The sequence below is a fragment of the Mycobacterium sp. OTB74 genome (assembly GCF_029892685.1).
Taxonomy (GTDB): domain Bacteria; phylum Actinomycetota; class Actinomycetes; order Mycobacteriales; family Mycobacteriaceae; genus Mycobacterium.
In genome coordinates, this window is sequence record NZ_JARXVD010000020.1 from 24,696 (window position 1) to 46,970 (window position 22,275).

At 66.6% G+C, this 22,275-nt stretch carries 19 protein-coding genes; 2 read left to right on the forward strand and 17 right to left on the reverse strand.

Annotation, left to right across the window (positions count from 1 at the left end):
- Positions 1–13: 13 nt before the first annotated feature.
- The 3 genes from nusB to M2432_RS22645 are packed head-to-tail and all read right to left on the reverse strand — an operon-like array spanning position 14 to position 2,200.
- On the reverse strand, positions 14–496 hold the full coding sequence (gene nusB, locus M2432_RS22635) for a transcription antitermination factor NusB (RefSeq protein WP_280829082.1): 483 nt from the start codon (positions 494–496) through the stop codon (positions 14–16).
- 20 nt (positions 497–516) lie between these two features.
- Positions 517–1,080 (reverse strand): elongation factor P, encoded by a 564-nt coding sequence (gene efp / locus M2432_RS22640; RefSeq protein ID WP_280829083.1) that lies wholly within the window; start codon positions 1,078–1,080, stop codon positions 517–519.
- Between the two features lie 28 nt (positions 1,081–1,108).
- Complete coding sequence (locus M2432_RS22645) at positions 1,109–2,200, reverse strand: Xaa-Pro peptidase family protein (RefSeq protein WP_280829084.1); 1,092 nt, start codon at positions 2,198–2,200, stop codon at positions 1,109–1,111.
- A gap of 33 nt (positions 2,201–2,233) precedes the next feature.
- Between M2432_RS22645 and M2432_RS22650 the strand changes: the two genes are divergently transcribed.
- Positions 2,234–2,800 (forward strand): B-4DMT family transporter, encoded by a 567-nt coding sequence (locus tag M2432_RS22650; RefSeq protein ID WP_280829085.1) that lies wholly within the window; start codon positions 2,234–2,236, stop codon positions 2,798–2,800.
- A gap of 62 nt (positions 2,801–2,862) precedes the next feature.
- Here the strand turns inward: M2432_RS22650 and aroB are convergent, their stop codons facing one another.
- The 8 genes from aroB to alaS all read right to left on the reverse strand — a co-directional run bounded on the left by aroB (position 2,863) and on the right by alaS (position 11,806).
- Positions 2,863–3,942: a 3-dehydroquinate synthase gene (gene aroB / locus M2432_RS22655; protein WP_280829086.1), complete on the reverse strand. Its 1,080-nt coding sequence runs from the start codon at positions 3,940–3,942 to the stop codon at positions 2,863–2,865.
- Between the two features lie 96 nt (positions 3,943–4,038).
- A complete protein-coding gene (locus M2432_RS22660) occupies positions 4,039–4,674 on the reverse strand; it encodes a shikimate kinase (RefSeq protein ID WP_280829087.1) in 636 nt (211 codons plus the stop codon).
- Positions 4,675–4,678: 4 nt separating this feature from the next.
- Complete coding sequence (gene aroC / locus M2432_RS22665; RefSeq protein ID WP_280829088.1) at positions 4,679–5,872, reverse strand: chorismate synthase; 1,194 nt, start codon at positions 5,870–5,872, stop codon at positions 4,679–4,681.
- A 173-nt stretch (positions 5,873–6,045) separates the two neighbouring features.
- Positions 6,046–6,483 (reverse strand): A24 family peptidase, encoded by a 438-nt coding sequence (locus tag M2432_RS22670; RefSeq protein WP_280829089.1) that lies wholly within the window; start codon positions 6,481–6,483, stop codon positions 6,046–6,048.
- A gap of 61 nt (positions 6,484–6,544) precedes the next feature.
- Positions 6,545–7,330 (reverse strand): shikimate dehydrogenase, encoded by a 786-nt coding sequence (locus tag M2432_RS22675; protein WP_280829090.1) that lies wholly within the window; start codon positions 7,328–7,330, stop codon positions 6,545–6,547.
- Positions 7,327–8,604: an endolytic transglycosylase MltG gene (locus M2432_RS22680; RefSeq protein ID WP_280829091.1), complete on the reverse strand. Its 1,278-nt coding sequence runs from the start codon at positions 8,602–8,604 to the stop codon at positions 7,327–7,329. Before M2432_RS22680 ends, M2432_RS22675 begins: the two co-directional genes overlap by 4 nt.
- Complete coding sequence (gene ruvX, locus M2432_RS22685; RefSeq protein ID WP_280829092.1) at positions 8,601–9,107, reverse strand: Holliday junction resolvase RuvX; 507 nt, start codon at positions 9,105–9,107, stop codon at positions 8,601–8,603. The genes M2432_RS22680 and ruvX overlap by 4 nt, the downstream gene beginning before the upstream one ends.
- Positions 9,108–9,112: 5 nt before the next feature.
- A complete protein-coding gene (gene alaS / locus M2432_RS22690) occupies positions 9,113–11,806 on the reverse strand; it encodes an alanine--tRNA ligase (RefSeq protein ID WP_280829093.1) in 2,694 nt (897 codons plus the stop codon).
- Positions 11,807–12,002: 196 nt separating this feature from the next.
- Between alaS and M2432_RS22695 the strand changes: the two genes are divergently transcribed.
- Positions 12,003–12,626 carry a hypothetical protein gene (locus M2432_RS22695; protein ID WP_280829094.1) on the forward strand — a complete coding sequence of 208 codons (624 nt, stop codon included), beginning with the start codon at positions 12,003–12,005 and terminating at the stop codon, positions 12,624–12,626.
- Between the two features lie 98 nt (positions 12,627–12,724).
- On the opposite strand, the gene M2432_RS22700 is transcribed toward M2432_RS22695, so the two are convergent.
- The 6 genes from M2432_RS22700 to M2432_RS22725 form a co-directional block, all read right to left on the reverse strand.
- Positions 12,725–14,068, reverse strand: coding sequence for a replication-associated recombination protein A (locus tag M2432_RS22700; protein WP_280829095.1), 1,344 nt, complete (start codon positions 14,066–14,068; stop codon positions 12,725–12,727).
- Between the two features lie 37 nt (positions 14,069–14,105).
- On the reverse strand, positions 14,106–14,945 hold the full coding sequence (locus M2432_RS22705) for a DUF3097 domain-containing protein (RefSeq protein ID WP_280829096.1): 840 nt from the start codon (positions 14,943–14,945) through the stop codon (positions 14,106–14,108).
- 108 nt (positions 14,946–15,053) lie between these two features.
- Complete coding sequence (locus tag M2432_RS22710) at positions 15,054–15,377, reverse strand: DUF4333 domain-containing protein (RefSeq protein ID WP_280829097.1); 324 nt, start codon at positions 15,375–15,377, stop codon at positions 15,054–15,056.
- Between the two features lie 55 nt (positions 15,378–15,432).
- Positions 15,433–16,353 (reverse strand): transglutaminase family protein, encoded by a 921-nt coding sequence (locus M2432_RS22715; RefSeq protein ID WP_280829098.1) that lies wholly within the window; start codon positions 16,351–16,353, stop codon positions 15,433–15,435.
- A complete protein-coding gene (locus tag M2432_RS22720; RefSeq protein WP_280829099.1) occupies positions 16,350–18,962 on the reverse strand; it encodes a circularly permuted type 2 ATP-grasp protein in 2,613 nt (870 codons plus the stop codon). The genes M2432_RS22715 and M2432_RS22720 overlap by 4 nt, the downstream gene beginning before the upstream one ends.
- On the reverse strand, positions 18,962–22,255 hold the full coding sequence (locus M2432_RS22725; protein WP_280829100.1) for a transglutaminase family protein: 3,294 nt from the start codon (positions 22,253–22,255) through the stop codon (positions 18,962–18,964). Before M2432_RS22725 ends, M2432_RS22720 begins: the two co-directional genes overlap by 1 nt.
- Positions 22,256–22,275: the final 20 nt, after the last annotated feature.

Sequence of the window (22,275 nt, forward strand, 5' to 3'; positions counted from 1 at the left end):
CACTGATTTTGACTCAGCCCTCTCCGGCTGCAGTCCCACGAACCGCCGCGGCGGCCGCACGAATCTGCGGCGTCACCAGCATCACCTGGCCGAGCACCCCGTTGACGAACCCCGGAGAGTCATCGGTGGACAACGACTTGGCCAACTCGACCGCCTCGTCGACCGCGACCGGCTCAGGAACATCGTTGGCGTGCAACAGTTCCCACACCGCCACCCGCAGGATCGCGCGATCCACCGCGGGCAACCGATCGAGCGTCCAGCCCTGTAGGTGCGCCGAGATCAGGTCGTCGATGTGGGCAGAGTGCTCGGTCACGCCGTTGGCGACAGTGACCGTGTACGGGTTCAAAAGCGAGATCTCCGGATCGGTCTCGGCCAGGGCGTTGCGCAGCCGCGCGCCTTCGGCCGGAGTGATCCCGCGAGCCTCCGCCTCGAACAGCAGGTCGACGGCCCGTTTGCGAGCCTGGTGCCGACCTTTGTCCGAACGACGGTCAGGCATGGTCGCGACCCCCAATGCCGTTAGGCATTAACTCGGCCCAAGTAACTGGCGTCGCGGGTGTCGACCTTGAGCTTGTCACCGGTGTTGATGAACAGCGGCACCTGGATCTCGGCGCCGGTCTCCAACGTCGCCGGCTTGGTGCCCGCGTTGGAGCGGTCGCCCTGCAGACCCGGCTCGGTGTGGGCCACCACGATCTCGATGCTGACCGGCAGCTCCAGGTACAGCGGCTCGCCGTTGTGGAAGGCGATCTGCACCTGCAGGTTTTCCAGCAGAAAGCCGGCGGCGTCACCGACCAGGGCCTCCGACAGCGGGTGCTGCTCGAAGTCCTCGGCGTCCATGAAAACGAAGTCGCTGCCATCGCGGTACAGGTAGGTCGCGTCGCGGCGGTCGACGGTGGCGGTCTCCACCTTCACACCGGCGTTGAAGGTCTTGTCCACAACCTTGCCCGACAGCACGTTCTTGAGCTTGGTCCGCACGAAGGCCGGGCCCTTACCGGGCTTGACGTGCTGGAACTCGATGATCTGCCACAGCTGGCCCTCGATGTTCAGGACGAGGCCATTCTTGAAGTCGGCTGTCGATGCCACGGTCGGTACTGCTCCTAGCTCTCTGTCGTCAGAGGATGGCCAGTTCCTTGGGGAACCGGGTTAGTAACTCTGGTGTGGATGTCTCGTCGCTGCCCACGACCAACGTGTCCTCTATACGGACGCCGCCCCGGCCGGGCAGATAGACACCGGGCTCCACGGTGACCACGGAGCCAGCAAGCAGTGTACCGGCGGCGGAGGCATTGATTCCCGGCGCTTCATGGATCTGCAGTCCGACGCCGTGGCCGAGCCCGTGCGAGAACGTCTCGCCGTACCCGGCGTCGGTGATCACTTGCCGGGATGCCCGGTCGACGGCCGCCAGCGAAGCGCCCGCTGCCAGCGCCTCACGTCCCGCCCGCTGGGCGCTGGCCACCAGGTCGTAGATCTCCAGCTGCCACTGCGCTGCGTCGCCCAGCACGAAGGTGCGCGTCATGTCGGAGTGGTACCCGCCGACCAGCGAGCCGAAGTCGATCTTGACGAAATCCCCAGCTGCCAGCACCGCATCGGTGGGCCGGTGGTGCGGTATCGCCGAGTTGGCCCCGGTCGCGACGATGGTCTCGAACGACGGCCCGTCTGCGTCGTGGTCAAGCATCCGGGACTCCAGGTCCCGTGCCACTTCTTTCTCGGTGCGACCCGGCCGCAGGCCACCGGCTTCCACCAGGTCAGCCAGTGCGGCGTCGGCCGCCTCGCAAGCCAGCCGCAGCAGCGCAACCTCGCCGGCATCCTTGACCTCACGCAGTGCCTCGACGGTGCCGGGCGCCCGTATCAGCTCGGGGCCCGCGTTGATCCGCTCCAGCGCCGCATGCGCGTCGACAGTCATCACGTGACTCTCGAATCCGAGCCGGCCCACCCCAGCCTTGACGGCCGCGCGCAGCAGCTGCGGCGCACACGCCCGCTCGATTACGACCCGCACGTCCGGCGCCTGCTGCGCCGCTTGGGTGCGATACCGCCCATCGGTCGCCAGGGTCGCGGTGTCGTCTCCGGCGCAGATCAGCAGCGCCGCGTTGGAACCGGTGAACCCGGATAGATATCGCACGTTGACCAGGTCGGTTACCAGCATCGCGTCCAGTCCGACCTCAGCCAGACGACGGCGCAAAATGTGGCGCCGGTGGGATATCGTCACGATGTGTGACGCTACTCGCTACTCTGTGACCTCATGAGTAAGTGGTTGCTGCGCGGAGTGGTCTTCGCGGCGTTGATGGTGATTGTCCGACTGCTCCAGGGAGCGATGATCAGCGCCTGGCAGGCCCAGGCCCTCTGGATCAGCATCGGCCTGGTTTCGGTGTTCACCATCGCCGCCTTCGTCTGGGGTGTTCTCGACGGCCAGAGCGACGCCCGCACGCAGCCCGACCCCGACCGCCGCGAGGATCTGGCCATGGCCTGGCTGCTGGCCGGCCTGTTCGCCGGAATCGTCAGCGGCCTGGTGTCGTGGATCATCGGCCAGTTCTACGACAACATCTACGTCGAGAGCATTCTCAACGAGCTCACCACGTTCGCCGCGTTCACGGCGCTGCTCCTGTTCGTGGCCGGAGTGTGCGGCGTAACCCTGGGTCGGTGGCTGGTCGACCGCAATGCGCCGCCGGCACCCAAGCATGAGCACGCCGGTGAACGGGCCGATACCGACGTCTTCGCAGCAGTCACCGCGGGCGAGAACGGTTCGGCCGAAGCAACCGAAGCTACCGAAGCAACCGAGACGGCCAAGGAACCCAAGCCCGAGGCCTGAGCGCAGACAACAAAATCGCGGCCGGTTGCACCGGCCGCGATTTTTTATGCACGGAATGCGCGTCAGTCTTTGGCGATCTCCGAATACGCGGCGGCCAGCAGTGACGGATCGGGGCCCTCCAGCCGACCCGGCTTGGCCAGACCGTCGAGCACGACGAAACGCAGCACTCCGGACCGGGTCTTCTTGTCCCCGGCCATCGACTCCAGCAGCTGGCCGAAGGCATCGCCGTCATACGACACCGGCAACCCCAGCGACGTCAGTACCCGACGGTGCCGGTCCGCGGTCTCGTCATCGAGACGCCCGGCCAGGCGGCCCAACTCGGCGGCGAACACCAAACCCACCGACACCGCGGCGCCGTGCCTCCACTGGTAGCGCTCACGGCGCTCGATGGCATGCGCCAAGGTGTGGCCGTAGTTCAAGATCTCGCGCAGCGACGACTCCTTCTCGTCGGCGGCCACCACCTCGGCCTTGACCGCGATGGCCCGGCGGATCAGCTCCGGCAGCACCGTGCCGGTCGGGTCCAGTGCGACCTGCGGATCGGCTTCGATGAGGTCCAGGATCACCGGGTCGGCGATAAAGCCGGCCTTCACGATCTCAGCCATGCCGGCGATGATCTCGTTGCGCGGCAGGGTTTCCAGCGTCGCGAGGTCGACCAGCACCGCGAGCGGCTGGTGGAAGGCGCCGACCAGGTTCTTGCCCGCGTCGGTGTTGATGCCGGTCTTGCCGCCGACAGCCGCGTCGACCATGCCGAGCAGCGTGGTGGGCACGTGGACGATGTCGACACCGCGAAGCCAGGTGGCTGCCGCAAAGCCGGCGACGTCGGTGGCCGCACCGCCGCCGAGGCTGACGATGGCGTCCTTCCGGTCAATACCGATGCGCCCCAACACTTCCCAGATGAACCCGACGACAGGGAGGTCCTTACCCGCTTCGGCATCCGGGATCTCGATGCGATGCGCGTCAGTTCCGTTGTCCGCCAAAAACTTCCGGATCGCCTCAGCGGTCTCGGTGAGCACCGGCTGGTGCAGGATGGCCACCCGGTGCCGACCGGCCAGCACCCGGCCCAGGTCGCCGAGCAACCCGGTACCGATGATCACCGGATACGGCCGGTCGACGTTCACATCGACGACCACGGGTTCAGTCATGCATAGCCTCCGCGCTTCTGATCATTTCGAGCCACCGGCTCGCTGGTCATTTCGAGCCACCGGCTCGCTGGTCATTTCGAGCCACCGGCTCACTGGTCATTTCGAGCCACCGACTCGGCGAGCCAACGCCGCGGGACTGGGCGGCGCATCAGTGGCGGGTCCGGGATTGAGGACGGTAGGCAGTCGGCGCCACGCCGAACGGCGGCGGCGACGGGGGTGCTCGTCGCAGCGCGGCTGCTCGAGTTTGTGCACGATGTGCCGAACCACCGCACCGGGATTGCGCCGGTTGGTGTTGACCCGGAAGCTGGCGACCTTGCGGAACAGCGGCGCACGCTGCGCCATCAACACGCGGTACTTGGCGCCGGGGTCGTCACCCGCCAACAGTGGTCGGCCGCCACCGGCGGTGCGCCGAATACCTTCTGCCGCACTGATTTCCAGATATACGACGGTGTGTCCGGCCAGCGCCTCGCGTACTTCGGGGGTGGTCACCGCGCCGCCGCCGAGCGACAGCACACCATCGTGTTCGGCCAGCGCCTCGCGGATGACGTCCGCCTCGATCTTGCGGAACACCGACTCGCCCTCGGCAAAGATGTCGGCAATGCTGCGGCCCGTGGTCTCGACGATCTTGACGTCGGTATCCAGCATCGGGACCTGCAGCGCCTTGGCCAGCCGACGACCGATGGTCGACTTGCCCGAACCCGGCATGCCGACCAATACCGCCTTGGGCGCCATCGATTTATCCCGACATTTGCGGTTCGCGTTCACGCACCGACCGCAGGTAGTTCTCGACGTTGGCGCGCGTCTCGGCCAACGAGTCGCCGCCGAACTTGGCCAGCGCGGCACGGGCCAGCACCAATGCCACCATGGCCTCCACCACCACGCCGGCAGCGGGGACGGCACACACGTCGGAGCGCTGGTGGATCGCGACGGCTTCCTCGCCGGTGGCCATGTCGACGGTGGCCAGCGCGCGCGGCACCGTGGAGATCGGCTTCATCGCAGCACGTACCCGCAGAGCCTGACCGTTGGTCATGCCACCCTCCAGGCCGCCAGCCCGGTTGGTGGACCGGGTGATGCCGTCTGGGCCGGGGTAGATCTCGTCATGAGCGGCACTGCCGCGACGACGCGCGGTTTCGAAGCCGTCACCGATCTCGACGCCCTTGATCGCCTGGATGCCCATCACGGCAGCGGCCAGTTGGCTGTCGAGGCGGTTGTCGCCGCTGGTGAACGAGCCCAGGCCGATCGGCAGTCCGGACACGACCACCTCGACGATGCCGCCGAGGGTGTCGCCGTCCTTCTTGGCGGCCTCGATCTCAGCGATCATGGACTCTTCAGCGGTCTTGTCGAAGGCGCGCACCGGGCTGTCGTCGATGGCATCGAGGTCCTGTGGCTGCGGCACCGGGCCGTCATAGGGCTTGGATGCGCCGATGGAGATGACGTGCGAGATGACCTCGACACCAAGGGCCTGCTTTAGGAAGGCGCGGGCAACGGTGCCGGCGGCCACGCGGGCTGCGGTCTCGCGGGCGCTGGCGCGTTCGAGCACCGGGCGGGCATCGTCGAATCCGTATTTGAGCATGCCGGCATAGTCGGCGTGACCGGGCCGTGGCCGGGTCAGCGGGGCATTGCGGGCAACATCGAGTTCGGCCTGGTCAACCGGGTCGGAGGCCATCACGGTCTCCCATTTGGGCCATTCGGTGTTGCCGATTTCGATGGCGATGGGGCCGCCGAGGGTCTGGCCGTGCCGAACCCCGCCGAGCAGGGTTACCTCGTCCTTTTCGAACTTCATCCGGGCGCCGCGACCGTAGCCGAGGCGCCGGCGCTGCAATTGGGTCGCGATGTCATCGGAGGTGACGGAAAGTCCGGCAACCATGCCTTCGACCATGGCCATCAAGGCGCGGCCGTGGGATTCACCTGCTGTGGTCCATCGCAACACGCGTCCCATTCTCCCATGACGGGGTTTACCGGCTGAAATCCGTCACTTCAGGGTGCATTGCAGCAGCACGGTGTTCCGGACGGAATGCGCGTAGATCTCGGCGATGACGGGCAGATCAGCCGGTGTGGCGGGACGGGTGCTCATAGTGTGCGCAACGCTACCGAGCTGTTTGTCTAAACCACCGCCAGCGCCACGGCAGCCGCACTGGACAGACACATCGACGGGCCGTGTGGCACCGTCTTGCCCCGACGGCACAACAGTGCGACCACCGCGTAGCCCGCGGTCAGTACCGGCGCACCCACAGACCCCAGCACCCACACATCGACTCCGAACATCCCGGTCAACGCGCCCAAGCCCAGCGCCAGTTTGACGTCTCCGCCGCCCATCGCCTTCGGGTTCAACAGGTGCACCAGCAGATAGCACCCGAACAAGGCGCCGGCGCCCAGCACCGCAGCGGTCCCGCGGCCATCGATGTGGGCCACCGTCACGATCACCGCAGCGCCCGGCAAGGTCAGCCAGTTCGGCAGCCGCCGCTCCCGCAGGTCGTACCCGGACAGCACGATCATCCAGATGCCAATGGTCAGGATTCCAATAACGATGCCCGCCCCCATGCTTCGAGGTTAAGGCCGCCGCCGCAGGCCAACCGACGCCAATGTGCCGCGGTCAGGCCGGTCAGGCTTGGTTCAGGGCTGCTGCCATCGCCTCGCGCGGTGCGGGCATCCCGGTGAACTGCTCGACTTGAGCGAAAGCCTGGTTCAGCAGCATCTGCAGTCCGCTGACCACCCGGCCACCCGCCTCGGAAACTGCCTGTGCCAGGGGCGTCGGCCACGGGTCGTAGATGGCGTCAAGCAGCACCTCGGCGGCGGACACCGAACCGGAGAACTCGCCGGCAACCTCCGACGGCAGCGTATTGACCACCACACCAAGGGAATTCAGCGTCTCACCCAACTGCACCCAACGCGCTGCAACCCCCAACCGGTCTCCCAGTTCAACCAGCGGTTCCGCCTTGGCTGCATTGCGCGCAACGACGGCGAGGTCCGTAATGCCGAGTTCGGCCAGGGCAACGACCGCCGCCGGCGCCGTCCCACCCGAGCCGAGTACCGCGGCCGGACCGGACACCGCACCCAGCGCCCCGATCACTCCGTCGACGTCGGTGTTGTCGGCACGCCAGCCACCTGACACTCGCACCAGGGTGTTGGCCGAACCGACCAGTTCAGCCCGCTCAGTGCGTTCATCGGCGAACCGCAGGGCGGCAAACTTGCCCGGCATCGTGACAGATACGCCGACCCACTCCGGCCCGAAACCGCCTACCAATTCCGGTAATTGGGCCTCGGTGCACTCGATGCGCTCATAGGTCCAATCGGTCAACCCAAGAGCTCCGTACGCGGCCAGATGCAACTGCGGCGAACGCGAGTGCGCGATCGGCGAACCGAGCACCGCCGCCCGGCGTGCGGTCATCGGGAACTGTCGAGCACACCGTTGTGCTTGGCCTGCTCGATGTTGGCCAGGTGCTGCTGGTAGTCGCGGGTGAACAGAGTGGTGCCCTGCAGATCGGTGGTCACGAAGTACAGCCAGTCACCCTCTGCCGGTTCCTGTGCCGCAGCCACCGCCGGCTGACCTGGCGAGCAGATCGGCGTGGCCGGAAGTCCTTCGCGCACATAGGTATTCCAGTGAGTCGGCTGCGCCCGGTCGCTGTCGGTCGTCGCCACTTCCTGACGGTCCAGCGGATAGTTGACGGTCGAGTCGAACTGCAACTGCCGGTGGTCCGGGGTCGCGAGGCGGTTGTAGATGACGCGTGCCACCTTCGCGAAATCCTGCGGCTTGGACTCTTTCTGCACCAGGGACGCCACCACCAGGACCTGATACGGCGTCAGGTTCGCGGCCGGCCCGGCATCCAGCAGTCCGCCCTGCTCGTACTGGTGGGCGCTCTCGCTGATCAGCCCCGCCAGAATCGATGCCGCCGGCGCCGATGGGTCGACGTTGAAGGTACCCGGTGCGATCAGCCCCTCGAGCCTGCGATGGTCGCTGCCCAGAGCCTTCACCGGCGCCTGGGCCCATACCGGAATCGACAGTGCCTCAACATCGGCCGCGCCCGCAGCCTGCTTCAGGTCGGCAGCGGGCACACACTTGCGGTTGCCATCCAGGTCGACACAGCTGGCTTCCGAGATCAGGCTGAAAATGCCCTGGTTGACCTTGTTGGTCTTGACGTCGGAGGTGTCATCGAGCTGGCGGCCTTCAGGAATGACCAGGCGCCCTACCCGATTGTTCTTGTCTGTCAGCCGAGTAACAGCGTCGGCAGCCGGAATCTCGGTGCGCACCTTGTAGAAACCGGGCTGGATCTCGGTCATCTGCTTGTTGCGACCAGCGGCGTCGACAAAGGCCTTGACGGTGGCGACGACCCCATGGTCATGCAGGTTCTGCGCAATGGCAGTAGTCGAGTCACCGTTGTGGATCTCGATCACCAGGTCATTGCGACCGCTGCCGGAATAGTCGTTTCCGGGGCCGAAGATTCCGTGCCACATACGGGAGCCGAGGAATACCGCGCCGATCACCACCACGATCAGCACAGCCACTGCTACCCCACTGAACGCGCCGCGCCGCTTGCGATCCCGCTCAGCCCGGATCCGGTTGGCGCGGCTCCGATTTCTACGTGGTGGCCCCACGGACTCCGGTTGAGAGCGGGTGCTGACCCAATCATCGTCATCGTCGACAGCCGTGTCGTTAGAGGTCATACACCGCCCTCACTGTCTGCCCGCGCCGCCAGCACCACTCGGCGCTGATCGAGCCAGGTCTGCAGGATGCCCACTGCCGCAACCTGATCGATCATCTGTCGCTGTCCTTTGGCCCGCACCCCTGCCTCCCGCAGCGAGCGCTGGGCGCTGACCGTCGTCAACCGTTCATCCGCCATCCGCACCGGGATGGGACTCAGCCTGGCAGCGAGTGCGTCGGCCACCGCAACCGCGTCGTGCGCAGAGTTGCTGGCTTTGTCTTTCAACGTACGCGGCAGCCCGACGATGATCTCCACGGCATCCTGCTCGCCGGCCAGTTTCACCAGTCGGGCCAGATGCTTATCGGTTTTGTCGCGGCGCACGGTTTCCAACGGGGTGGCCAGGATTCCATCCGGGTCGCATACTGCAACGCCGATCCGGACCGTCCCGACGTCGATGCCCAGCCGCCGCCCACGCCCGGGGTCGTCGCTCCCGGGCCGGTCGGGCATCCTGTCGGTATAGGTCACGAAATCTAGCTCCGGCCCAGCTCTGCGCGCAGCGCGGCCAGACCCGCGTCGATACCCGCCGCTCCCTTGCCGGAACCCTGTGCCAGATCGGCTTTTCCGCCGCCACGACCGCCGACCGCCGCACCAAGCTGCTGCACCAGTTCGTTGGCTTTCAGTCCCAGGTCTTGCGCGGCGCCGTTGACGGCCACCACGTACGGCACCGAGTCGCCTTCGCCCTCGGAGATCAGCGCGATGACCGCCGGGTCCGCGCCCAACTTGCCCTTGATGTCACCGACCAGGCTGCGCAGATCTCCGCCGGAGAAGCCGCCGGCCATCCGCTGCGCGACCAATCGCACCTTGCCGACCATCTCAGCACCGGCCGCAGCATTGGCGGCCGCGGCCTTGGCGCCGGCCAGGCGCACCTTGTCCAGTTCCTTCTCGGCCGCCTTGAGCCGGTCGACCAGGTTGGCCACCCGGCCGGGCACCTCTTCAGAAGGCACCTTCAGCGACGACGCCAAACCTGCCATCAATGCACGCTCTTTGGCCAGGTGCCGGAACGACTCCAGCCCGACGTAGGCCTCGACACGTCGCACACCCGAACCGACCGAAGACTCGCCGAGGATGGTCACGGGGCCGATCTGGGCCGACCGCTGCACGTGGGTGCCACCGCAGAGTTCCAGTGAGAACGGCCCGCCGATCTCGACCACCCGCACCTCGTCGGGGTATGCCTCGCCGAACATCGCCATGGCGCCCATCGCCTTGGCTTTCTCCAGCTTCTCGTTGAAGGTGTGCACCTCGTAGTCGGCCTGCACCGCCTGGTTGGTGACTTCCTCGACCTGGGTGCGCTGCTCGTCGCTCAACGCGCCCTGGTAGTTGAAGTCGAACCGCAGGTAGCCCGGCCGGTTCAGCGAGCCGGCCTGAACAGCGTTGGGGCCCAACACCTGTCGTAGCGCGGCATGCACCATGTGCGTGCCCGAGTGGCCTTGCGTCGCGCCCCGCCGCCAGGTCGGGTCCACCGCAGCCGTCACGGTGTCGCCCTCGACGAACTCACCGGACTCGACGTTGATGGTGTGCACCCACAGCGACTTGGCGATCTTCTGTACGTCAGTGACCGCCGCCTTCGCGGTGGCCGACGAGCCGGTGCCCGTGATGGATCCCGTGTCGGCGATCTGACCGCCGGATTCGGCGTACAGCGGGGTGCGGTCCAGCACCAGTTCGATGGTGTCCCCGGCGGCAGTCTCGCCGTGGGTGACCACCGGAACGCGCTTGCCGTCCACGAAAATGCCGAGAATCCTTGCCTCGGAAGTCAATTCATCAAATCCGGTGAATTCGGTGGGGCCGGCGTCGACCAGGTCGCGGTAGGCCGACAGGTCGGCATGCGCGTGCTTGCGGGCCGCGGCGTCAGCCTTTGCGCGCTGCCGCTGCTCGGCCATCAGCGACCGGAAGCCCTCTTCGTCGACCGACAATCCTGCTTCGGCGGCCATCTCCAAGGTCAGCTCTACCGGGAAGCCATAGGTGTCGTGCAGGGTGAAGGCGTCCTTGCCGGACACCACTGTGGACCCCGCCGATTTGGTTGCAGCGGCGGCGTCTTCGAAGAGCTTGGAACCGGAGGCCAGGGTGCGATTGAACGCGGTCTCCTCGGCGACGGCGATACGGTTGATCCGCTCGAAATCCGTTACCAACTCGGGGTAAGACGGGCCCATCGCGTCGCGGACAGTGGCCATCAGGTCAGCCATGATCGGCTGTTCGACGCCGAGCAGCTTGGCCGCGCGGATGATCCGGCGCAACAGGCGGCGCAGCACGTAGCCACGGCCCTCGTTGCCGGGGGTGACGCCGTCACCGATGATGATGGCCGCGGTGCGGCTGTGGTCGGCGATGACGCGGTAGCGCACGTCGTCGGCGTGGTTGCCGGCGCCGTAGTGCCGGGGCGCCACTGCGGCCACCTTGTCGATCACCGGACGGACCAGATCGGTCTCGTAGACGTTGTCGACGCCCTGCAGCAGGCAGGCGATGCGCTCGACACCCATGCCGGTGTCGATGTTCTGCCGCGGCAGCGGGCCGAGGATTTCGAAGTCGGTCTTGCTGGTGCCCTCGCCACGTTCGTTCTGCATGAACACGAGGTTCCAGATTTCGATGTAACGGTCCTCGTTGGCCTCCGGGCCGCCGTCGATGCCGTATTCGGGTCCGCGGTCGTAGTAGATCTCTGAGCACGGGCCGCAGGGGCCGGGGATACCCATGGACCAGTAGTTGTCCGCCTTGCCGCGGCGCTGGATGCGCTCAGGCGGCAGCCCGGCGATTTCCTCCCACAGCGCGATGGCCTCGTCGTCGTCGAGATAGACGGTGGCCCACAGCCTTTCCGGATCGAACCCGTAACCACCCTCGGACACCGAGTTGGTCAGCAGATCCCAAGCCAGTTCGATGGCGCCACGCTTGAAGTAGTCACCGAACGAGAAGTTGCCGGCCATCTGGAAGAAGGTGTTGTGCCGGGTGGTGATGCCCACCTCGTCGATGTCCGGGGTGCGAATGCACTTCTGGACACTGGTGGCCTTGTCGTACGGCGGCGTGCGTGCACCCAGGAAATAGGGCACGAACTGCACCATTCCGGCGTTGACGAACAACAAGTTGGGGTCGTCGAGGATCACCGATGCACTCGGCACTTCGGTGTGGCCCGCTTTCACGAAATGATCAAGGAAGCGCTTCCTGATCTCGTGGGTCTGCACGTTATGTCGTCCTTGCGTCTCGCCGCGAGTCTGGCTGCTGCCGACTGATAGTTCGACCGTCTACAGTACCGGTCCGCAGGTTGCAGGCTTTAACCCCAGCCCGAACATGCATTGTGCGTCTCGCCGTCGCGGAGGAGAGTGGTCGATATCCGGCGGCGCCACCGGAGCGCCGCCCCGAATAATGAGGGAGTGGACCGTGTTCGCACGTTCTACCACGATGACGGCGCGCCCAGAGCAAATCGACGCCGGCACTGCGTTCGTACGGGACCAAGTGATGCCTGTTCTGCAAGAACTCCCCGGCTCGATCGGGCTGTCGTTGATGGTCGACCGGCAATCGGGCCGGTGCATCGCCACGAGTTCCTGGGATTCCGAGGACGCCCTGCGCGACAGCGCCGACGAGGGTCGTCGGCTCCGCAACTTGGCGGCCGAACAGTTTGGCGGCGGCAATCCGACAGCCGAAGACTGGGAGATCGCCGTCCTGCACCGCGAGCACGGTTCGGACAACGGTGCGTGCGTACGAGCTACCTGGCTCACGGTGCCGCCGGACCTACTCGACGCAGGCATCGAATACTTCCGCGAGGCCGTGCTGAGGCAGGTCGAACACCTTCCGGGCTTCTGCAGCGCCAGTCTGCTCGTCGATCGTGGGTCGGGTCGCGCGGTGTCGTCGGTGTCGTTCCGCAACCGCGCGATGATGGCGGACTACTGGGACCAGGCCACGGCGCTCAAAGTCGAATCGGTTAAGGCAGCCGGGGCGTCGGAGATAGCCGACTGTGCGTTCGATCTGGTGATCGCACATCTGCGGGTGCCTGAACTGGTCTAACCCCAAGGTCGGATGGATATTGTTGCGCCGCAACACCTCGGCGCGAGTTTTCGATTGCGCGCACAGCCCATCGCGACTGGGCCACGCGAGGCGCTGCGTCAGCGCCGCCGGCGGATGATCGCCCGCAGCTTCTCAAGCCGACCGGCGATCTCGCGCTCGGCACCGTAGGAGGTTGGGCGGTAGTAGTCGACGCCGACCAACTCATCGGGTGGATATTGTTGTGCTGCAACGCCTCCCGGATGATCGTGGGCGTATTGGTAGCCCTGCGCATTGCCCAGCGCGGCCGCACCGGCATAGTGCCCGTCGCGCAGATGCGCCGGGACCATTCCGGCTTTGCCGGCCTTGATGTCGGCCATCGCGGCACTTAGCGCCGTCGTCACCGCATTCGACTTGGGCGCTGTCGCCAGGTGCACGGTGGCGTGTGCCAGCGTCAACTGTGCCTCGGGAAGGCCGATCAACTGCACGGTCTGGGCCGCGGCGACCGCCAGCGGCAGTGCCGTCGGGTCGGCGATACCGATGTCTTCGCTGGCCAGGATCATCAGCCGGCGGGCGATGAACCGCGGGTCCTCCCCTGCGGTCAGCATCCGGGCCAGGTAGTGCAGTGCGGCGTCGACGTCCGAGCCGCGCACCGATTTGATGAAGGCACTGATCACGTCGTAGTGCTGGTCGCCGTCACGGTCATAGCGCACGGCCGCCTTGTCCAGTGACTGCTCGATGACCTCCACCGTGACGCGCTCGCCGGCGGACCCTGCTGTTTCCGAGGCGACCTCCAGTGCGGTCAGCGCCCGCCGCGCATCGCCTGCGCTCAAGGTCACCAGCAGATCGACCGCCTCGTCGTCGACCTCGATGGCGCCGGCCAGCCCGCGCGGGTCGGCGATGGCCCGCTGCACCACCGTCCGGACCGCTTCGGCGGTCAGCGGCTGCAACTGCAGGATCAGCGACCGTGACAGCAACGGCGCCACCACGGAAAACGACGGGTTCTCGGTGGTCGCGGCCACCAGCAGCACCACCCGGTTCTCCACCGCGGCCAGCAGGGCGTCCTGCTGGGTCTTGGAGAACCGGTGCACCTCGTCGATGAACAACACGGTCTGCCGGCCGTGAACCGCCGAGCGCCGCGCTTCATCTATCACTGCGCGGACGTCCTTGACCCCTGCCGACAGCGCCGAGAGCGCCTCGAACCGCCGTCCCGTGGCACCGGATATCAGCGACGCCAGCGTGGTCTTCCCGGTACCGGGCGGACCGTAGAGGATGACGCTGGCCGCGCCCGAACCCTCGACCAGCCGGCGCAGCGGCGACCCCGGCTTGAGCAGGTGGTCCTGGCCGACGACTTCGTCCAGGCTCTCCGGCCGCATCCGTACGGCCAGCGGAGCCTGCATCGAGGACGCGGCGGCACGACTGCTCTCAACGCCGCCGCCGTCTACTTCGAAGAGACCGTCGGACACAGTTCAGACTTACCACGCCCGGCCTCAAGCCAGCGGCTCAGCCGTCTGCAGGTTGGGTCACGAAGTCGATCAGCTCCTCGACCCGGCCGATCAGCTCGGGTTCCAGGTCGTTCCAGTCCCGCACCTGGCGACGGATGCGCTGCCAGGCCCGGGCGATGTCGGCCTGGTCGGCGTGCGGCCACCCGAGCGCCTCGCACACCCCGTGCTTCCACTCCACCCCGCGAGGGATCACCGGCCAGGCCGGCTTGCCGATCCGGGCGGGTTTGACCGCCTGCCAGATGTCGATGAACGGATGACCCACCACCAAGGTGTGTTCTCCGCCGGGACCGCGGCGCACCTGCTCGGCAATCCGGGCCTCTTTGGACCCGGCCACCAGATGGTCGACCAGGACCCCCAGCCGCCGGCCCGGGCCGGGTCGGAACTCGCGGACGATGCCGGCCAGATCATCGACACCGCCGAGGTAGTCGACCACCACGCCCTCGACCCGCAGATCATGTCCCCAGACCTGTTCGACCAACTCGGCATCGTGCCGACCCTCGACGTAGATTCTGCTGGCCAACGCGGTGCGGGCCCGAAGTCCTTGGACGGCAACCGATCCCGACGCCGTGCGGGTGGGCGCCGCGGGTGTGTTGCGTTTCGGTGCGGTGAGAATGACGGGCCGGCCGTCGATCAGATACCCGGGGCCAAGGGGGAACGGCCTGCGGTGGCCGTCGAAATCCTCCAACTCCACGCGGCCGTGTTCGACCCGGGTCACCGCACCGACGTATCCGGTGGCGGCATCCTCGACTACCAGGCCGATCTCGGCGGGCTGCTCGGTCGAGCGCTTCTTGGCGTTCGGGTTGCGGGCCAGGACATCGGATCCGTATCGGTCACTCACCCAGCCGATCCTAGGAACGGCGGCGAGCCAAATCCGGTTGCGCCACTCGCGTTTTCGTCACGGGACGGTCACGATGCGGCGACCCGGCACCTGGCGCGGCCCGAAGGGCTACTTGGCCGGATCGACCTTGATATCCAGCGTGACCTTCTGACCGTCCACCTTGGCGATCTTCATGTGCGCGACGTACTTCACCGAGCGCGGCCCGGTGAATTGGCATTCGAACTTGCCGCCTACCTTGGCCGGCACATCGGCCGGGCACGTGACGTCCGTGGGCCGGAAGTTGTTCTGGCTGGCCACCAACTCGGTCACCTTCTGGGCGGCATCGTCCGGCTTGACGGTGTTCGTGGTGTTCGCGTTGCACGCGGTCAGTTGTAGAGCTGCCACGCCCACGAGGACTGCAGCTCCCGATCGCCAGATAGTTACGCGCGCCATAGGCGGATAGTGCCCTTACCACCGGGTTGGCGTCAATGCGGCGCGCAGGGCCGTCTTAGGACACCAGCGGTGCGACGTCCACCGACACATCGATGGTGCTGCTGTCTGAATCGGTGTAGATAATACCGCGAAGCGGCGGCACGTCCTCGTAGTCAGGCCCGAACCCGACGATGATGTAGCGCTCGTCGGCCATCTGATCGTTGGTCGGATCCAGGCCCAGCCAGCGACCGTCCGGCGTCCACACGGCCGCCCAGGCGTGGGTGGCGTCGATACCGATCATGCGCTCCTTGCCCGGCGGCGGATCGGTGGCCAGATAACCTGAAACATAGCTGGCCGCAAGGCCATTGGCACGCACGCAGGCGATGGCCAGGCGGGCGAAATCCTGGCAGACGCCTTCTCGTGCACGCATCACCTCAGCCACCCGGGTGGAGACCGTCGTCGATCCGGACCGATAGGTGAAGTCGGTGAAGATCCGGGAATTCAGGTCGGCCAGCACCTCGTTCAACGGGCGGCCCGGGGCGAAACTCGGTGCGGCGTAAGCACGTACCTCGTCGGTGATCTCCGCAGGCCGCAGATCAAGCGCGAACTCGACGGCCAGCGCGCCCGACGGACCGACCGGGCGGGACAGCTCCCACGGTGCACCGCCCGAACCCTCTGAATACCACTGCGCCGGTGGCGGATCAACCTCGACCGTCGAGCTCGCGGTGATGATCAACTCCCGATGCGATTGCGTCACATGGAAATACGAGCTGATGTTTCGATAGGCATCCGGACTTGTCGAACGATCCGACGGCTCGGGGTCGACCACCAGGTCATGCGTCAGCAAACGCTGGCGGGTGCCGTGCCGCGGCGTCAGATAGCCGCGACCATACGAGCTGGTCACATCGTCCGAGTACCGGTAGGCAGTTCGGTGGGTGACCAGGTATCGCCTGGTGTCTGTGGGTTGCCCGTTGTTCGGGGGTAACTGGCTGGTCATGGCATCACCCTGCGTTCGTCCGGCCCCCACAGAGGTTGCATACCGACGGGCACCGCCAGATGCGTCGTCCGGATCACGTCGGAGAGCTCGCGCAGGTCTGCCTGCATGCCCCCGAGCAGTCCAGCCAATTCGTCACGGATGCCGTCCTCGTTGATGTGTTCCAGGTCCGCCGGGTCCAACCGGCGCAGCCGTGCAGCGATCTCCTCGACCAACCGCTCCGGCCGCGACGAACCCGTCGAGGACGGCAACGCCCGCAGGTCGGCCCGCATCCGATCGAACTGGAAGGCCAACGACCGTGGGTTCTCCTCGTCGAACAGCAACAGATCGGCCACTGCTGCCACGCTGACCATGCCCAGCGTGCGCCGTCGGTAGATCACCGAGGACTCGCAGACAACCAGCGCCGACTCGGTGACGATGCGTTCGGTCTCCGGGTCTCGAACGGTGCTGAGGGTCGCGTGCCACAGCGCGGTCTGCAAAAGGGCCCGCTCGATGCGCTTGCCGATGTCCATCATCGCCCAGCCCGCGTCGCGGACCATCGATTCGGCCGCGACGCCGGACAGCGCCAACATCCCGGCCAGCGTCTGGGTGTGCGCTGTCGCCAGGTACGCCTCGGCTGCGGCCTTCGACTCTGGCGGCGGCAGCGTGCCGTCGCGACCCACCCTGGTGTTGATGGCCCGCACCGCGTGATCCACCGAGGCCAGCACCATCCAGGTGTCGTTGGACATCTGGTCCCGCACGGCACGCGCCGCCAGTCCTAGCCGCTCGACCGATTGCGCCAGCGATCCGGGACGGTTGCGATCGGCCGTCAGCGCCCACAAGGTGCTGAGCGCGGTCGCCACCATCTCGGCGTAGTCGCCGGCGGTGCCGGTGTCGGTGCCGGTGATCTCGCCCAACGTGCCCAACAACACGGGCACACAGTCGCCGCCGGGCTGACCCGGACGGTACCGGAATTCGTGATACCGCTCCCGGGTGACGGTGAGCAGCCTCGCGGTGAATTCGGCCCGTTCCGCATACCGGCCCAGCCAGAACAGATCCGACAGCACACGCGGCGAGCTGATCACCCGAGTCGGGCTGGCCGGGGCCGCCGGCAACTCCACCACCGGCGCCGCCACGATGCGCTCCGTGGATCGAATCCAAATATCTTTTGCCGCAATGGTTTTCATCTGATAAGCGGCATCTCCCCCGGCCACCACGTAGCCCAGGCCGCCGATCATCGGCGCGTATCCGCCGCGCTGAGCGACGGTGAACAACCGCATTCCGACGCCGGCTGCGGACAGTCCACCGCCGAACAGATCGGTCGGCGCCGAGGAGAACTCCGGTAGTTCCTGCCCCACCCATCGCCACGGCTCGGCGTTGATCCGCGCTGACAGTTCGACACACTCGGCCGATGACAGCTGCGGGCCGACGATTGCAGATCCGCCGTCAACCGGCCGGATCAGCAGTGTCGGTAGCCGGCTGACGAGATGCGAAAGCTCCGACGGGGTGCCGCCCCAGTACATCGGCGGGGTCAGCAGCTGCGGCGGGTCTTTGCCCAGAAGTTCGGCCAACTCGGGCAGAAACCGCTGTATCCCGGGGCTTTCCAGAACGCCACTGCCGAGGGTGTTGACCACTGTCACGGCGCCGCGCCGCAACACCTCGACCATGCCGACCACGCCCAACCGCGAATCGGGTCGCAGGTCCAACGGATCGGCATAATCGGCATCAACCCGGCGCAGTATCACGTCGACGCGCTTGAGGGTGCCCAGCGAGCGCATCCACATCCGGCCGTCGCGGACCACCAGATCGGCGCTCTCCACGAGCGGAAAGCCCAGCACTCCAGCCAGATATGCCTGGTCGAACGCCGTCTCCGAGTGGATGCCGGGGCTGAGGACGACCACGACGGGTTCCTCGGCGGACTCCGGGGCGACGTTGATCAGTGCCGATCGCAGCGCCTGCGCCCACGGAGACACCGGGCGCGGCCCGACGTGTTCGTAGAGGTCCGGCACCGCGTGCGCAATGACCCTGCGGTCGGCCAGTGCATACCCGGCTCCCGATGGCGCCTGGGTCCAGTCGGCAGTGACCCGAAAGCTTCCGTCCTTCGCACGACTGATGTCGCAGCCGTGCAGGAACAGCTGATGACGGCCCGGAACCAGAATGCCGCGGGCCGCAGGCAGATAGCCGGGGTGGGCGTAGAGCAACTGCGCGGGCAGCACCCCCGAGGTGATAGATCTGCGCTCGCCATAAAGATCGGCGAGCACGGCGTCCATCAACCGCGATCGTTGAATCAGCCCGGATTCCAACATGTTCCAGTCATCAGCTGACAACAGCAGCGGCAGCGCATCGAGGTGCCACGACCCGGGAGCGGTATCCCCGCGGCCAACAGCCGAACCATAGCTGATGCCGTCGTGGTCCACCGCTTCGCGCACTGCACGGTGCAACTGGTCCATTCCGGCCCAGCCCCGGACCGCGACACAGTCGGCCAATTCCTGCCACGCCGGGCGGATGGCGCCCACCGGGTCGACGAATTCGTCGTAGCCCGTGCTGGCGCCGTGATACCCCGAAATACTGTCGGCAGCCTGGCTCGTCGACGCACTGGCGGGCGTCGAGGCGGTGTTCGTGCGCAGGACCATTACCTGAGAACGGTACGCACCCGGCGGAGATCAAGGATGCCCGGCGCACCGACATCGGTGGATTGGCGGGCCTGTTTCTCCCGAAGGTCAGCTAGGTCGACCGGGCCCGCAGTGAATCCGGCGGCCTCGAACCTGCGGCCACGCCGCGACTCGGCTGCGACCGCATTGACGGGCGGCGTGTCGTAGGCCCGGCCGCCCGGGTGCGAAACGTGGTAAGTACAGCCGCCTTTGGAGACCCCGGTTGCGACGTCGATCAACTCGAACTGCAATGGTCCGTCCACGGTGATTGTCGGGTGCAGGGCGCTGGGTGGCTGCCAGGCCCGGAACCGCACCCCTGCGACCTGAATATCCGGCCTGTCGGTGGCCAGCAGCGGCACCGGAAACCCATTCACGGTGACGACGTGGCGGTGCCGATCGGCGCCGACCAGTCGTACCTGCAGCCGTTCCACCGATGAGTCGACGTAGCGGGCGGTGCCGGTGCCGGTGGATTCCTCACCCAGTGTGTTCCACGGTTCGATGGCACCGCGCAGTTCCAGTTCGACTCCGTCGAGTACCGCGCTACCGATCCGGGGGAACCGGAACTCGGTGAACGGGTCGAGCCAGCTGGTGTCGAATGCGAGACCCACCCGGCGCAGGTCGGCCGCAACCTCGGCGATGTCTTGAATGATGAAGTGCGGCAACAGGTACCGGCCATGCAGGTTCTCACCGTGGCGAATCAACGGTGCCTGCAGCGGCTGATCCCACAACCAGGCCACCAATGACCGGACCAGCAGCGACTGCACCATCGCCATCTGGAAGTGCGGCGGCATCTCGAAGCCGCGCAGTTCCAGTAGGCCGAGCCGGCCGCGGGCGCTGTCCTGGTTGTACAGCTTGTCGATGCAGAATTCGGCGCGGTGGGTGTTGCCGGTGATGTCGGTGAGCAAGTGCCGCAGTGCGCGGTCGGTGGCCCAGGGTGGTGATGCGTGCCCCGCGGTGACGCGAGCGATCTCGGCGAACGCGATCTCCAGCTCATAGAGCGCTTCGGGCCGGCCTTCGTCCACGCGGGGTGCCTGTGAAGTGGTGCCGATGAATCGACCGGAGAACAAGTAGGACAGTGCCGGGTGACGCTGCCAGTAGGTCAGCATGGAAACCAGCAAGTCGGGGCGGCGCAGCAGCGGCGAGTCGGCCGGTTTGGCACCGCCCAGGGTGATGTGGTTGCCGCCGCCCGTGCCGCCGTGGGTGCCATCGAAATCGAACGACTCGGTGGACAACCGGGCCAGGCGGGCCTGTTCGTAGAGGGTCTGCAGTTGATCGGCCTGCTCTGCAAAACTTGCCGTCGGTGCGACGTTGACCTCGATCACGCCGGGGTCCGGAGTGACGGTCATCTGGTGCAGGCGGGCGTCGGCCGGCGGGCCGTAACCTTCGATGACGACTTTGGTGCCGGCCCGGGACGCGGCTGCCTCGACGCGGCCGACCAGGTCGGCAAAATCATCGAATGTTGTTGTCGGCGGCAGGAATACATAGAGCAGGCCGTCTCGAACCTCGGCCACCATCGCAGTGGGCGGAGCGCCGTCCGCGCTGACCACTCCCGCGGGCCGAGTGTCCGATTCCGCTGGCTCCCCGGCCAGCGGATCGGTCTCGTAGTCCGGTCGCGGGGGGTGCCAGCTGATCGAGTTGAGCGGCAGCCGAAGACCCGCGGGCGAGTCCCCGCCCAGCAGCACCAGTCGACCACGCCGCAGCCGCCAGTCCGCCGAGACCCATCCGGATTCATCGTCGCTCCGGTGCAGCGGCAGCACGTACGCCGCCGGACCTCCGGTGCGGGAATCCAGCTTGTCCAGCAAGGCCTTTCGTGAACCAGCAGTATCGCTGGTCAGGTCGTCGTCAGCGCCGACCGGTTCACCGGCGGGCTGGCGGGTGGCCTCGGCGAGCCGGGCGAGCCCATCCTCATATGCCGGCCGCACCTGGGTGTCGGGCAGCCCCAGACCCGCCGCGATCGCGGTCAGCAGCAGCCGCGGCGATTCCGGTGCGACCCGTTCCACGGCTGCGCCCGAGTCCGCCGCCCAGGGGTCGGCGAGCCGATCTGGGTTGAGCCACAGCGGCGTGCCATCGGTGCGCCACATGATGCCGATCTGCCACCGCGGCAAGGGCTCGTCCGGATACCACTTGCCCTGGCTGCGTTGCACCAAGCCACCCTGCGCCCAAGTTTTGGCGAGCCGGGCGGTCAGTGCGGAGGCCAACTGCCGCTTGTGGGGGCCATCGGCTTCAGTGGTCCATTCCGGGTCGGTCTGGTTGTCGATCGAGACAAAGGTCGGTTCGCCTCCGACGGTCAGCCGGATGTCCCGGTCGGTCATCAGCTTGTCGATGGTGGTGCCCAAAGCACAGATCGACTTCCACGCCGCATCGGTGTAGGGCAGGGTCACCCTGGGATCCTCGTGTACCCGGGTCACGACGTTGGCGAATTCCATTGTGGATTCGCAAGGTTCGACCGCTCCGGTGATCGGCGCCGCCGATTCCGGATGGGGCGTGGCCGACAGCGGTATGTGCCCCTCGCCGGCAAACAACCCAGAGGTCGGGTCCAGACCGACCCAGCCGGCGCCGGGCACGTACACCTCGGTCCACGCGTGCAGATCGGTGAAATCGGCGGCCGGACCAGAGGGCCCGTCCAGAGCCGGGATGTCCGAACTCAACTGGACCAGGTATCCCGATACGAACCGGGCCGCAAAACCCATCTGCCGCAGGATCGCCACCAGCAGCCAGGCCGAGTCGCGGCAGGAGCCGATACCAGTGCGCAGCGTGTAATCCGGCGTCTGGACGCCGGGTTCGAGCCGGACGCTGTAGCCGACATCGCGGTTGAGTGCCTGATTGAGCGCGACCAGGAAGTCGATGGTGCCGGTGCCGGGGGCGATCACGAAGTTCTGCACCCAGGCCCGGACCAGTTCGTCGGCGTCCTCAACTGGCCGCAGATACGGTTCCAGATCCGCCAGCAGACTGTCCGGGTAGTCGAACGGAACAGATTCCGCCCAGTCCTCGATGAAGAAGTCGAAGGGGTTGATCACCTTGAGGTCGGCGATCAATCCGACGGTGATGGTCAAGCTCCGGGCTCGCTCCGGAAAAACCAAGCGGCCCACAAAATTACCGAAAGCGTCCTGCTGCCAGTTGATGAAGTGGTCGGCGGGCTCGATCTTGAGCGAATAGGCCTCAATCGGAGTCCGCGAGTGCGGCGCCGGGCGCAGCCGCACCACGTGCGGGTACACCTGCACCAACCGGTCGAACGTGTAGCTGGTGCGGTGCTCCAGCGCCACCTTGATTGCCATAGCGTTTGATCCCACCACAA

Bases quoted from the DNA above. Each gene is read 5' to 3' on its own strand.
- nusB (WP_280829082.1), bottom strand. From the start codon at position 496: ATGCCTGACCGTCGTTCGGACAAAGGTCGGCACCAGGCTCGCAAACGG.
- M2432_RS22650 (WP_280829085.1), top strand. From the start codon at position 2,234: ATGAGTAAGTGGTTGCTGCGCGGAGTGGTCTTCGCGGCGTTGATGGTG.
- aroB (WP_280829086.1), bottom strand. From the start codon at position 3,942: ATGACTGAACCCGTGGTCGTCGATGTGAACGTCGACCGGCCGTATCCG.
- M2432_RS22660 (WP_280829087.1), bottom strand. From the start codon at position 4,674: ATGGCGCCCAAGGCGGTATTGGTCGGCATGCCGGGTTCGGGCAAGTCG.
- M2432_RS22670 (WP_280829089.1), bottom strand. From the start codon at position 6,483: ATGGGGGCGGGCATCGTTATTGGAATCCTGACCATTGGCATCTGGATG.
- M2432_RS22675 (WP_280829090.1), bottom strand. From the start codon at position 7,330: ATGACCGCACGCCGGGCGGCGGTGCTCGGTTCGCCGATCGCGCACTCG.
- M2432_RS22680 (WP_280829091.1), bottom strand. From the start codon at position 8,604: ATGACCTCTAACGACACGGCTGTCGACGATGACGATGATTGGGTCAGC.
- M2432_RS22710 (WP_280829097.1), bottom strand. From the start codon at position 15,377: ATGGCGCGCGTAACTATCTGGCGATCGGGAGCTGCAGTCCTCGTGGGC.
- M2432_RS22715 (WP_280829098.1), bottom strand. From the start codon at position 16,353: ATGACCAGCCAGTTACCCCCGAACAACGGGCAACCCACAGACACCAGG.
- M2432_RS22720 (WP_280829099.1), bottom strand. From the start codon at position 18,962: ATGGTCCTGCGCACGAACACCGCCTCGACGCCCGCCAGTGCGTCGACG.
- M2432_RS22725 (WP_280829100.1), bottom strand. From the start codon at position 22,255: ATGGCAATCAAGGTGGCGCTGGAGCACCGCACCAGCTACACGTTCGAC.